Raw genomic sequence first — 13,377 nt, 5'->3', positions numbered from 1 at the left:
CTCTCGGGTCCCTTCTGACGGGCGGCCGGCCCGGACGGCGGCAAGGTGAGGTTCCGTCCGGGCCGGCCCGATCGCTTGCGCTGGCTGTGGCGTGGTGCGGCTTCGCCGCGGCGGGGCGAAGGTCAGCCGCTGATGAACTTGGCCGCCAGCTGCGGGGCCGAGACCACGCGGACGCCGTCGAAGCGGGTCAGTACGGTTCCGTCGGGTGCGCAGGCCGTGATGGTGAGCGACGCGGTGGTGGAGGTGCCGCCGGCGGCGGGCTCCACCACGATCAGGAACGGCTCGCCGTCGGGCAGCGGGTGGTGCAGGTCGACCCGGCCGACGCCGAGCGGCAGGGACGCGGTGCCCTGGACCAGCCGGACCCAGACCAGACCGGCCTGGAGGAGCAGGTCGGCGGTGCCGGGCGCGAACCGGGTGCCGCCGAACGCGCCGCCCTCGGGCCGCAGTTCGGGCAGGGCGCATTCGAGAACGAGCCGCGAGGAGTCCTCGGCGAGCACCCGGCGCACCCCGCGAAGCGCCGGACCGTGGAAGAGGGTGCCGTCGGTGTAGAAACCGGCCGCGTCGCGTCCGCCGCCGAGGGCGGGCAGCCCGGTGACGGTGGCCGGGGCGGGCGCGGTGCCGGGGACGGCCACGGCCGCGTAGTGCGGACGCGGGGCGCCCTTGGCGTCCGTGGAGCGGATGTCGACCTGGACGCCGTCGGCGGCCGTCGTCATGGTCAGCGCGAGCCGGGCGGGCTGGCTGCCGTCGAAGACGATGCCCTTGTGGACGGCGAAGTCCCGCAGCTGCCGGACCTCGGTGCCCGCGGTGCGCTCGACCGCGCCGATCGCCCAGCCCAGGGCGGCGACGGCGGGCAGGACCGGTGCGTCGCCGATGACGTGGTCGGTGACGATCGTCTCGGCGGTGAGGGTGCTCAGGCCGCGCTCGACGGTGACCGGGCCGGTGGCGGCGGGCCGCTCGGGCTCGGACAGCGGGGTCGTCGGGCCGAGCACCGTCACCACGTCGGCGGCGCGCCCGGCGTCGAACTGCTCGGTGAACAGCTTCACTCCGGTGTCCACCGGGATCAGGGTGATGCCGCGCTCCTCGAAGACCGCCTTGATCTCCGGGGAGACCATGCCGCTGTCCCAGGCGCCCCAGTTCAGCGAGGTGACGCGGGCGGCGGGGTGGCGCTGCTTGAAGGAGGAGGCCCAGGCGTTCAGGGTCTCGTTGGCCATCGCGTAGTCGGACTGGCCGCGGTTGCCGAAGAACCCGGCGACCGAGGAGAACAGCAGCACGTGGCGCAGCCGTCCGGCGTCCAGGGCGGCGGTGACACCGCGCAGTCCGGTCAGCTTCGGCGCGAAGACCCGCTCGATCTCGGAGGCCTTCTTGTTGGCGATGAGCTGGTCGGCCAGGACCCCGGCGCCGTGCACCAGGCCGGTCACCCGCTCCTTGTACGGGGCGAGGGCGGCGGCGGTGGCGGCGGCGTCGGTGATGTCGACGGCCAGGTACTCGGCGGTGCTGCCGGCCTCGCGTATCGAGGCGAGGGTCCGGCGGATCTCCCGGGCGCCGGTGACGGCGCGGAAGAGCTGCTCGACGCGCTTGGGGGTGGGCTTCTCCCCCGACGCCTTCAGCTGGGCCGCGGCGGCGGCCTTGAGCCCGGTGTCGTCGACGCCCTCGGCCCAGGCGGGCTCGTCCTCCAGCGGGGTGCGGCCGAGCAGGAGCAGTCCGGGCCGGTGCCGGGCGGCCAGCTCGGTGACGCAGGAGGCGGTGATGCCGCGTCCGCCGCCGGTGACGACGAACAGGTCCTCGGGGCCGACCTCCGGGATGTCGGCGAGCGGGTGCAGCGGCAGCGGCACCTCGGCGACGCCGAGTCCGACCCGGCGGGTGCCGTCGTGTCCGGCCTGGGTGAGGTCGGCGGCGGCGTCCTGCGTCTCGGCGAGCAGCAGCGCGGCGCCGGTCTCCGGGGTGAGCTCCGGGGCCAGGTCGACGGCCCGGCAGAACAGCTTCGGCGCTTCCACGGCCAGCGTCTTGACGAGGCCGGCGACACCGGCGGCCGGGGTGTGCTCCTCGGTGACGCCGGTGAGGCCGAAGGCGCCGTCGAGGCGGGTGGCGGTGACGAAGGCGGCGCGGCCCGTGTCGGCGGCGGTGTTCAGCGCCTCCACCGCGTGCTTGGCGACGAGGAGGGTGTGCGCGAGGCGGCGGGTGCCGTCGGCGAACTCGTCGTGGTGGGCGGCGGAGAGGTCGATGACCAGGCTGATCCGGTCGGCGAGGATGAGTTCCATCCGCTCGGCGAGCTCGGTGACGCCCCAGCCGGACAGGGCGTGGTCCTTGACGCCGCTGATGCGCTGCGGCACTCCGGGCAGCCGCAGGACGTGCACGTGCCGTCCGGACTCGGTCAGCCGGGCCGCGACCGCGGGGGCCAGCTCGGAGCCGTCGTCGACGATCAGCGCGCCGGACCCTTTGGCGTAGGCGCCGACCAGCTGGTCCGGCACGGGCAGTTCGACCAGCGCGGCCTGCGCGCGGCCGATGCCGCCGCGTGGGCCGCCGGTGGCCTCGGACTCACCGCCGAAAGGGGCGGAGGCGGCGGCTCCTTCCGCGGCGGTGGTGCCGCTCTGGGCGCCGGACATGAAGTCGACGATGTCACGCAGGGTACGCAGCTCGGCGAGCTGCTCCGGACCGGCGGCCACTCCGCTGCCGAACCGCTCCTGCATCACGCCCATGATCTCGACCCGCTTGATCGAGTCGATCCCCAGATCCGCCTCGACATCCATGTCGAGATCCAGCATGTCCGCCGGGTAACCCGTCTTCTGGCCCACGACCTCCAGCAGCGCGCCCTCGACGGCAGCGGCGTCGGCCACCGGAGCGGACGCGGCGGCCGGAGCCGGGGCGGCGGGCGCCTGCGGGGCGGGCGCGGCGGAGGACGACGCCGAGGAGGCCATGAAGTCGACGATGTCACGCAGCGTGCGCAGCTCGGCCAACTGCTCCGGACCGGCGGCCACTCCGCCGCCGAACCGCTCCTGCATCACACCCATGATCTCGACCCGCTTGATCGAGTCGATCCCCAGATCCGCCTCGACATCCATGTCGAGATCCAGCATGTCCGCCGGGTAACCCGTCTTCTGGCCCACGACCTCCAGCAGCGCGCCCTCGACGGCAGCGGCGTCGGCCACCGGAGCGGACGCGGCGGCCGGAGCCGGGGCGGCGGGCGCCTGCGGGGCGGGCGCGGCGGAGGACGACGCCGAGGAGGCCATGAAGTCGACGATGTCACGCAGCGTGCGCAGCTCGGCCAACTGCTCCGGACCGGCCGCGACACCGCCGCCGAACCGCTCCTGCATCACACCCATGATCTCGACCCGCTTGATCGAGTCGATCCCCAGATCCGCCTCGACATCCATGTCCAGTTCGAGCATGTCCGCCGGGTAACCCGTCTTCTGACCGACCACCTCCAGCAGCGCGGCCTCCACGGCGGCGGCGTCCACCGCCGGAGCGGAGGCGGCGGCCGGGGCCGCGGCGGCGGGCGCCTGCGGGGCGGGAGCCGAGGCCGACGAGGAGGCCATGAAGTCGACGATGTCACGCAGCGTGCGCAGCTCGGCCAACTGCTCCGGACCGGCCGCGACACCGCCGCCGAACCGCTCCTGCATCACACCCATGATCTCGACCCGCTTGATCGAGTCGATCCCCAGATCCGCCTCGACATCCATGTCCAGTTCGAGCATGTCCGCCGGGTAACCCGTCTTCTGACCGACCACCTCCAGCAGCGCGCCCTCGACAGCGGCGGTGTCCGCGACGGGCGCGGCGGGGGCCGGGGCGGGCGCGGCGGGGGCCGGGGCGGGCGCGGGTGCGGCGGCCGGGGCCGGGGCGGCGGGCAGCGGACGGGCGGCGGGCGCGGGGGCCGGGCTGCCGGCCGGGGCGGTGGCCAGGGCCTGCGGGGCCGGGGCGGGCGCCGCGACGGCGGGGGCCGGGCTGGGCAGCGCGGGCTGCGCGGCCGGCTGGGCGGCGGTGACGCGCGGGGCGGCGGGCTGGGCCGGGACCGGGCGGGGCGCCGTGGCCGGGGCGGCGGTGCCCAGCTCCAGGCCGGCCAGGTCGCGCAGGATCTCGTTGGCGCGCAGGTGGCTGCGGCCGATGTCGAGGCCGTGCTCCTTGACGGCGTTGATCCCGGGCAGGACCTGTCCGAGCCTGCCCTGTTCGGCGGCGCGCTCCAGGAGGCCGGTCAGGCGCTCGGCGCTCTGCAACTGGCTGTTCAGATAGTCGTCGTGCAGGGCGAGATGGTCGGCCACGAGATCGGCCAGGCGGTCACTGTCCACGTGAGCTGTCTCCATGACGGTGGGAGCAGAGGCGGGAGCGGGGGTCGGGGCGGGCGCCGCGGCGACGGACGCGGCGGCCGGGGCCACCTGGCCCGGCGTGCGCACGGCCACCGCGGCGGAGGAGGTCACTCCGGCGGGGACGGGCGCGGCGGCCGGGACCGGCGCGGGCGCCGGGGCGGGCAGGCGGGTGGGCGCGGCCGGGGTGTGCGCGGGAGCGGCGCCCGGTCCGGCGGCGGCGCCGCGGCCCGTGCCGCCGGCACCGTCGCCGTGAGCGGTGCCGGTCCCGCCGGTGCCGTTCACGGCGGTGCCGGGCAGGGTCGGTACGGCGATCCGGTAGCCGTTCTCGATGGCGTCCCGGTACTTCGCCTTCCGCTCCGGCGAGACGTAGTTGATGCCGTTGAGCAGGATGGACATGCCCTTGGCGGGGGCCTGCTCGGCCACCGGCTCGACATAGCGGTCGGCCGTCGCGAGGGGCAGTCCGTGCACGGCGAGCTGGGCGACGGCCTGCTTGAGGGCGACGTCCGCGTCGCGGCCGGGTCCGCCGTCCAGGGCGATGGCGGTGTGCTCGCGGTCGCCGAGGATGCGCCGCACGAGCTGGGTGAGCACGTTCTTGGGCCCGAACTCCACGAACACCCGGTGCCCGGCCTCGTACAGCTCCTCGACGCGGGTGGCGAAGTCCACCGGGTTGATGAGCTGTTCGGCGAGGACCGCGCGGTTGGCGGCGACGTCGTCGCCGTACGCGGCGCCCGCGGTGTCGGCGAGGACCGTGCCCCGGGGCGCGGTCACCTCGTAGCGCTCCAGGTCGGCGCGGAAGGCGTCCAGGGCGTGGCCGACGAAGGGGGTGTGGAACGCGGCGGAGACGGGCAGCCTGCTGGCACGCAGCCCGGCGTCGCGGGCGTCGGCGACGAGGCGGTCGATCTCGGCGGTGGGGCCGCCGACGACGATCTGGTCGGGGGCGTTGCGGTTGCAGACCACCACGCCGTCGCGTCCGGCGATGAGTTCGGTGACCTGCGCCTCGGAGACGGACAGGGCGGCCATGGCGCCGGTGTCGGCACCGGCGTCGGCGGGCGGGGCCATCGCCCTGCCGCGGGCGCGGGCCAGCGCGTGGAACGCCTCGTCGGTGAGGGCGCCCGCGGCCCACAGCGCGGTCAGCTCGCCGAAGCTGTGGCCGAGGAAGCCCTCGGCGCGGAAGCCGAGTTCGCTGAGGTAGGTGAACTGCCCGGCGGACAGCGCACCGATGGCCGGCTGGGCGTACGCGGTGGCCCGCAGCGCGCTCTCCTGCGCGGTGCGCTCCTCCTCGCCGAAGGCGGGCGGCGGGAAGGCGACGCGGGACAGCGGCTCGGCGCCCTCGAAGTGGCGGTTGGCGGCGTCGAAGGCGGCGCGCAGCGGCGGCAGCGCCATCACGGCGGTCCGGCCGGGGTTGACGTACTGGCTGCCCTGTCCGGCGAAGAGCGCGGCGACCTTGCCCTGGGCGGCGGCCGAGCGGCGGAAGTACACGCCCTTGGGGTGGGACCAGGTGTCGGCGTCGGGGCGGGCGCGCAGTTCGCCGAGGGCGAGGGCGCGCAGGTCGGCCAGTTCCCCGGCGGTGCGGGCGACGAACGCGACGCGGGCGTGGCCCTCGGGGGCCGGGCCGCCGGTGGCGGGCGCGCCGGAGGCCAGCGCCTCGGTGAGCTGTGCGGTGTCGGGCGCGTGCCACAGGTGCACGGCCGCGACCGGGTAGGAGACGCGCAGGTCCTCGCCGTCGCCGTACTCCTCCATGACCACGTGGAAGTTGGTGCCGCCGAAGCCGAACGAGGAGAGCGCGGCGCGGCGCTTGGGCCGCTCCGGGGTGCGGATCCAGGGCCGTGCCTCGGTGTTGACGTAGACCGGGCCCGAGGTGAAGTCGATGGCCGGGTTGGGCTCGTCCACGTTGATGGTGGGCGGCAGCACCTTGTGGTGCAGGGCGAGCGACAGCTTGATCATGCCGGCCGCGCCGGCCGCCGCCTTGGTGTGCCCGATCTGCGACTTGATGCTGCCCAGGGCCGCGTAGCGGCGGTCCTCGGTGGACTCGGAGACGACCGCGGACAGCGCGCTCAGCTCGGTGGCGTCGCCGACGGCGGTGCCGGTGCCGTGCGCCTCGAACAGCTCGATGCTGGACGGCGAGCAGTCGGCGTCCTCGTAGGCGCGGCGCAGCGCGACCATCTGGCCCTCCTTGCGGGGGGCGTAGATGGACTTGAAGCGGCCGTCGCTGGAGGTGCCGATGCCGCGCAGCACGGCGTAGATCTTGTTGCCGTCGCGCTCGGCGTCGGAGAGGCGGCGCAGCGCGAGCATGCCGATGCCCTCGCCGATGAGGGTGCCGTCGGCGTTCTTGTCGAACGGGCGGATGTTCCCGGACTTCGACAGCGCCGGGGTCTTGCTGAAGCACAGGTACATGAAGATCGTGTTCTCGGCGTCGCAGCCGCCCACGAGCATGGTGTCGGCGCGCCGCTCGACCAGTTCGCTGACCGCGGAGCGGACGGCGCCCAGGGAGCTGGCGCAGGCGGCGTCGATCGTCATGTTGATGCCGCCGAGGTCGAGCCGGTTGGCGATGCGTCCCGCGACGACGTTGCCGAGCATGCCGGGGAAGGAGTTCTCCTCCCACGGGGCGTAGGCCAGGCGGAACTTGGCGACGATCTCCTCGGCGTCCCGCTGGGACAGGCCGCAGCTGCGCACGACCTCCTTGAGCACACCGCTCTGGAGGCGGGCGGTGAGCGGCTGGGTGAGCTGGTTGGCGCCGGTGATGCCGAGCACGACTCCGGTGCGCGCCTTGTCGTACCAGCCCTGGTCGGCTCCGGCGTCCTTCAGCAGGTCGCGGGCGACCACCAGGCTGAGCAGCTGGAGGACGTCGGTGACCTCCAGCGTGTTGGGCGGCAGCCCGAACTCCAGCGGGTTGAACGGCGTGTCCGGGATGAAGCCGCCGCGCCGGGCGTACGTCTTGTCCGGCACGGTCGGGTCCGGGTCGTAGTGCTCGTCGACGTCCCAGTGGTCGGCGGGGACGTCGTCGATGCAGTCGGCGGCCGAGACGACGTTCGACCAGAACTCCCGCAGATTGCTGGACTTGGGGAAGAGCGCGGAGAGGCCGACGATGGCGATGGGTTCCCGGGCGAGCCGACGGTCGAGGTCGGATTCCTGCGAAGAGTTCACGGCGAGTCTCTCTGGATCTGGAGCGAACAGGGAGGTCGGGAGCGGCGGGCGGTCGGTCGGTGGCGGTGCGGTGCGGTCCGGTGGCCGCGTGACCGCCCTCGCGGCTCGGTGGCCGGACGGGACGGACCCGTGGCCCCGGTGAGCGAACGGACGGGCCGGTCCCGGTGAGCGGACGGACCGGACGAGGGGCGTGGCCCCGATGGACGGACGGTTGCTCAGGTGCTCAGGTGCTCAGGTGCTCTGGCGATCGGGCGGTACGTCGGCGGGGCCGGCGGACGGACGGGTGGCCGACGGCCGGACGGGCTGCGGCCCGGCCGCCTGGGCGGTCGGGTCGGGCGTCCGGCCCCCGGGGTCCGGCTGTCGCGGATCCGGCTGCCGGAGGGCGGGGCGGTGGCTCCGCCCGTCCGCCGGGCGGCGGCGGTGGTCCGCCCGCCGGGGGCGGGGCCGGTGCCCGGCGGGCGGACGGTTCGGGGTGGCGGCCGGTCGTCCCGGCCCGGCGACCGCACTCGCGGGCCGGGGCGACCGGCGCCGTCGGGGGCCTGAGGCCGGGCCTCGTACGGTTCCCGGTGACCGGTCTCGCGACCGGTCCCGGTGACCGTCCCGGGGCCCGTAGGCGGTGGCCCGTGGTCTCGTGGTCCGTGGTGCCCGTGACCGGCGTCCCGGTCGGTGGCCCCTCGTGGCCCCTCGGATCCCGGGCGGCCGGTGGCGGCCCGGGAGGAGCCGGGGAAGGCCGGGGCGGCGGTACCGGTCCCGCTCCCCCGCCGTCACCCGCGCCCGGCGCGGCGTCCGGTGGCCGTCCGGCGTCCTCCGGACGTCAGACCGCGGCGGTGCGCCGCTCGGACTCCTCGGCGATGTGGGCCGCGAGCGCCTCGATGGTCGGGTGGTACCAGAGGGCCGTGGTGCCCAGCTCGAAGCCGAGCCACTTCTCCATCTCGCCCGCGATGATCAGGGCGGCGGTGCTGTCGAGGTCCAGCTCGTCGAAGTACTGGTCCGGCGGGACCTGGGACGGGTCGGTGCCCAAGCGCTGTGCGATCTCATCGATCAGCCACTTCTGGGCCTCCTCGGCCGTGATTTTCACCATTTCCGATCCTCTCCGAACGGCTTTTCGCGCGTTGCCGGGGGTGGGTGGAATTCCCGGAGGACGCCCCCTGTGGAGGCGCGTAGATTCTTGAGCTAAGAGGGCCACAAGGGGCCGGACGGCGGACCCTGTCCGCGACATCGAACCTATGACCGCGGACCTCTTCGGGCAACTGCGAGCGGCCCCGGGAAAACCTTCCGGGGCCGCGAGGAAAGGGCAGGCGTGCGCCGTCCTCCGGTATTCCACGCGCTGAGCTGGGGCGTTCCCCGGAGGCGGGGTAATACTGATAGCGATGTCAGCCTGGGGCGCCGCTGTCAGCGCCCGTGTCAGCCCTGACAGCCGAAGACGCGCGACGAGGCGTCCGCGTTGCGCGCGGCGCCGGAGCGGCCGGGCACGAGCGGCGGCCGGCGGGTGCGGCCGGATCCCGGGCCGGTGCGGACGAGTTCGTCCACCAGGGCCCGCAGGGACAGCCGCGGCTCGGCCGCCAGGCGCACGGCCGCCTCGCGTAACGGCACGGGCAGCGAGCCGCAGACCGCGACGAGTTCGGCGACGGCCCCGGGTTCGGCGGCCGTGCGTTCGGCGCCGAGGCGGGCCTCGATCAGGGCGTGCGCCTCGGCCGGCGACAGCGCGTCCACGGGGATCGGCACGGCGCCCTCGCGGGTCACGAGGTCGGCCAGCGGGGTCCTGCTGGTGATCAGCACGAGGTTGCCGGGGGTGCCGGGCAGGAGGGAGCGGACCTGGGCGGCGTCGGCGGCGTCGTCGAGCAGGACGAGGAAGCGGCGGCCCGCGACCATGCTGCGGAACAGCGCCGCCGCCTCCTCGCAGGTGCCGGGCACCCAGGCGTCGGGTACGCCGAGCGAGCGCAGGAAGCGGGTGAGCACCGTCGCCGCGGGCACCGGCCGGCCGGAGCCGCCCTGGAGGTCGGCGTAGAGCTGGCCGTCCGGGAACGCCTCGTGCCGCTGGTGGGCCCAGCGGACGGCGAGCGCCGTCTTGCCGACCTCGCGGGGTCCGTGCAGGACGCCGATGCTCACCGAGGCGGTGTCCGACTGCCGTCGTGTCAGCAGGGCGTTCAGCGCGCCGAGCTGCTGGTCGCGGCCGACGAACCAGGGCGTGGTCGCGGGCAGTTGCGCCGGAGGCGCGATGACCCGCAGCGGGCCGTGGGAGGGCGGGCCGGGCGCGGGCTGCGGGCGCGGCCCGGCGGCCGGCTGGGCGGGTGTCCCGGACGACAGCCGGGCCGGGAAGCCCAGGGGCGGCTGGGGTCCCGGGCCCGGGAACGGCGGGGCCACCGGCATGCCCAGGGGAGACGGGGGCGCCCCGCCCGGAGAGCCCGGGGAGCCCGGGGACGACCGGCGCGCCGCGCCCCCGGCGGACCGGGCCGGCGGCGTGCCCGGAGCCGTCCGCTGCGCCGCCGCGCCCGGGGCCGGCCGGGGCGCCGTACCCGAGGAGGGCCGGTCCGGCGCACCGGAGGCCGGGGACTCCTGCGCATCCGGGACCGGCACGTCCCGCACCCGGCCGGTCCGCACATCCTGCGCGTGGCCGGTCCACACGTCCTGCGCGTGGCCGCCGGACACCTCCCCGGGCGCGCCCAGGGTCTCTTCGCCCGAGGCGCCCGAGGCGCCCGGCGCCTGCTCGGGCAGCCTGTCCAGCGGATACGCCGTCAGCGGCTCCCGCGCGGTCCCGGCCGGCGCGCCGTGCGCCCCCGCGCCCGGCGGGCGGTCCCCCGCGGCGGCCGCGGCCCGGAGGCCGCGGGACCCGGCGCCCGGCAGGTTCCGCGGTCCGCCGGGCGCGGCCGGGGGCAGGCCCGGCGGTGCGGTCCGGGACCCGGCGGTCGGCTGGCGTCCGATGGCGGAGAGCAGCTTCGGGGCGCGCCGCGGGTGCTGGGGCGGCGGCCAGGCGGCCGGGGCCGCGAGGGCGGCCGCGCCGGGCTGGGGCAGCGGCTCGGGGGTGTCGGCGGCGATGACGGCGTGGCGGGCGCGCCAGACCTCGTCGCTCGGCTCGACGCCCAGTTCCTTGCGCAGCCGGGAGCGCAGGTCGGCGAAGAGCCGCAGGGCGGCGGCCCGGCGGCCGGACCCGGCCAGGGCGAGCATCATCCGCGCCTGGAGCCCTTCGTGCAGCGGGTCCTCGTGGGTGGCCGTCACCAGGTGCTCCACCGCGTAGCCGGGGCGGTTCAGCCGCAGCGCCAGGTCGGCGAGGTCGCTGGCCACGTCGATGTGGCGCTGGGCGACGCGGACGACGGCGGGGTGCTGCCACAGCTGCGGCACGTCCTGGAGGATCCGGCCCTGCCGGCCGCGCAGCGCCTGGCCGTACAGTTCGAGCGCGCTGAGCGGGTCGAACCCGGCGGTCCGGGCGGCCCGTGCGACGCGCTCCTCGAACTGGTGCAGGTCAAGCCGGACGCCGGTGCTGTTGAAGACGTAGCCGCCGCGTACGGTGCCGATGCGGCGGCCGCCGCCCCGGCCGCCGGTGCCCTGGCCGAAGACGCGGCGCAGCCGGGCGGCGTAGGTGTGGACCAGTCCGGCGTATCCGGGCGGGGCGTCGCCGGGCCACAGGGCGTCGGCGATCTCCTCGTGCCCGACGACCTGGTCGGGCTGGACGGCCAGCAGGCCGAGCAGGGCTCGGAGTTTGGGCGGGGCGGCCACCGGCAGTCCGGCGCGGAACAGGGTCAGCGGTCCGAACAGGCGTATCTCGTAGGGGGCCGCGGCCCGCTCGTCGGGCCCGCCGCGGGGGCGGGGGCCGTGGGCGGCCAGGTCGTACCCGACGACGCGGGCGAGGCGGTCGAGCGAGTCGTGGCGCGGGGTGTGCACCTCGCCGCGCTCGATGTGCCGTACGGTCCTGACACTGATCCCGGCCCGGCGGGCGACCTCTTCCTGGGTCAGTCCCGCCTTGATACGAGCGGCTCGCAGGCCGTCTCTCTCGCGCCCCGCAGTCATCCCCCACCCTTCACGTGCATTCTCGAGCACACATCCGGACAACAGAATCTCTACCGCACGCGCGGAGCGTTCGGTGGGCGAAGCGTAAAAGGGAGGGATTCGTCACGCGGAACTTGCCCCCCTGACAATGAGTGAATCCCAGGGGCATATTTCCGGAACGAATCCCTCCGCTTTAAATCCGGGCTTTCCCGGACGCGTCATGCGGGTTTTCCCGACGGTTACGCGGAAAGTCACCGAAACCGTCTGTCACACCGCCGGAACGCCCTCCTCCGACGCCTTGACCCCGGGGGCGCCCGGACGGTCCCCGCCGGACGCGGGAGTCGCGGCACCGCGCACCAGGAGCAGCACCAGGGCACCGGCGACGACGGCCACCAGACCGCCGAGCAGGAAGACCCGGTCGAGGCCCGCCGCGTAGGCGTCCTCGACCACGCGCCGCGCCGCGGCGCGGGACTGCGCGGGGAGCGCGCCGAGCACGGCGCCGGACTGCCCGCCGGTGACGAGCTCGGCCGCGGCGTCGGCGTCGGCGAACAGCTTGCTGTCGGTCAGCTTGGCCGCCACGGCGCCGGACAGGATGGTGCCGACGGCCGGGATGCCGAGCGCGAAGCCGAGCTGCCGGAAGGTGTTGGCCGCGCCGCCCGCCATGCCCGCGCGGTCCGGTGGCGCCGCCGCCAGCGCGGCCGAGGCGAGGATCGGCGAGGCGATGCCGACGCCGACACCGGCCACCAGGAAGCCGGCCAGCAGCCCGGTCCAGCCGGAGGTGCCGGAGACGAACATCTCCAGGAACGAACCGCCGCCGATCAGCAGCAGTCCGCCGCCGATCGGGTACTGCGGCGGCACGTTCGCCAGGAACCGGCCGCCCAGTCCCGCGGCGAGGAAGGACACACCGCTGAACGGCATGAGGATCAGTCCGGCCTTGACCGGGCTGAAGCCGAGCACCGACTGGGCCCACACCGACACGAACACCAGGTTGGCGAAGGCGGCGGCGCTGAAGATGACGGCACCGGCCATCAGGGTGGCGAAGGACGGCGTACGCATCAGCCCGAGGTCGAGCATGGGGTCGCGCCGCCCGCGTTCGACCAGCAGGAAGACGACCAGCGCGAGCGCCGAACCGCCGAACAGGGCCAGGGTGTTGCCGGCGCCCCAGCCGTCCTCGCCCGCGCGGATCAGGGCGAAGATCAGCAGCGTGGCGACGAGGGTGAAGCCGAGGGTGCCGGGCAGGTCGACGCGGCGGTCGGTACGGGTCTCCGAGCCGGCCAGGAAGCGGGCGCCGATGTAGAGGGCGACAGCGGCCACGGGCAGGTTGACCAGGAAGATCCAGCGCCAGTTGAGGTGCTCGGTGAGGATGCCGCCCAGGATCGGTCCGGCCGCTGCGGCGGCGCCGTTGACCGCGCCCCACATGCCGAACGCGATACCGCGGTCGCGTCCTTCGTAGTTGCGCGCGATGAGCGCGGTGTTGGTGGCGAACATGGCGGCGGCGCCCAGGCCCTGCACCCCGCGCGCGGCGATCAGCGCCTCGCTGCTGGTGGCCAGGCCGCAGGCGAGCGAGGAGAGGGCGAAGACGGTGAGTCCGGCGAGGTAGACCCGCCGGTCGCCGGCCAGGTCGGACAGCGAGCCGAGCGCCATCAGCAGGGCGGCGAGGACGAGGACGTAGACGTCGACGACCCACTGGAGGGCGGAGAAGGAGGTGTCCAGCGAGTCGGTCATCTGGGGCAGGGCGACGCTCACGATGGTCACGTCGATGAGCAGCATGAAGGTGCCCAGGCACACGGCCAGCAGCGGCATCCATTTGCGCATGGCGTGGAGCCTCTCGGGGAGGGGGGCCGGCGCGGGCGGGGAAGGGATGGACCCGCGCCGGACGCACACAGGGACGGGAAGGGGAAGCAGGAGGCGGGGAGACAGGTCCCGGCCGCCGGGCCGCGGCGGGTCGTCC

At 75.3% G+C, this 13,377-nt stretch carries 4 protein-coding genes; all 4 read right to left on the bottom strand.

Annotated features, from left to right (window positions below; all coding sequences use genetic code 11):
* Positions 1-122: 122 nt before the first annotated feature.
* On the bottom strand, positions 123-7,442 hold the full coding sequence (locus tag A8713_RS33635; protein WP_159393118.1) for a type I polyketide synthase: 7,320 nt from the start codon (positions 7,440-7,442) through the stop codon (positions 123-125).
* Positions 7,443-8,256: 814 nt separating this feature from the next.
* Entirely contained in the window at positions 8,257-8,523 is a 267-nt protein-coding gene (locus A8713_RS24105) for an acyl carrier protein (protein ID WP_018564633.1), read from the bottom strand.
* A 323-nt stretch (positions 8,524-8,846) separates the two neighbouring features.
* Entirely contained in the window at positions 8,847-11,447 is a 2,601-nt protein-coding gene (locus tag A8713_RS34740; protein WP_079159106.1) for a BTAD domain-containing putative transcriptional regulator, read from the bottom strand.
* A gap of 246 nt (positions 11,448-11,693) precedes the next feature.
* Entirely contained in the window at positions 11,694-13,241 is a 1,548-nt protein-coding gene (locus A8713_RS24095; protein ID WP_064535666.1) for an MFS transporter, read from the bottom strand.
* Positions 13,242-13,377: the final 136 nt, after the last annotated feature.

Source organism: Streptomyces sp. SAT1 (assembly GCF_001654495.1).
In the GTDB taxonomy this organism is placed as follows: Bacteria; Actinomycetota; Actinomycetes; order Streptomycetales; family Streptomycetaceae; genus Streptomyces; species Streptomyces andamanensis.
This window is presented reverse-complemented; position numbering and strand designations above follow the sequence as displayed.

Bases quoted from the DNA above. Each gene is read 5' to 3' on its own strand.
- A8713_RS24095 (WP_064535666.1), bottom strand. From the start codon at position 13,241: ATGCGCAAATGGATGCCGCTGCTGGCCGTGTGCCTGGGCACCTTCATG.
- A8713_RS24105 (WP_018564633.1), bottom strand. From the start codon at position 8,523: ATGGTGAAAATCACGGCCGAGGAGGCCCAGAAGTGGCTGATCGATGAG.
- A8713_RS34740 (WP_079159106.1), bottom strand. From the start codon at position 11,447: ATGACTGCGGGGCGCGAGAGAGACGGCCTGCGAGCCGCTCGTATCAAG.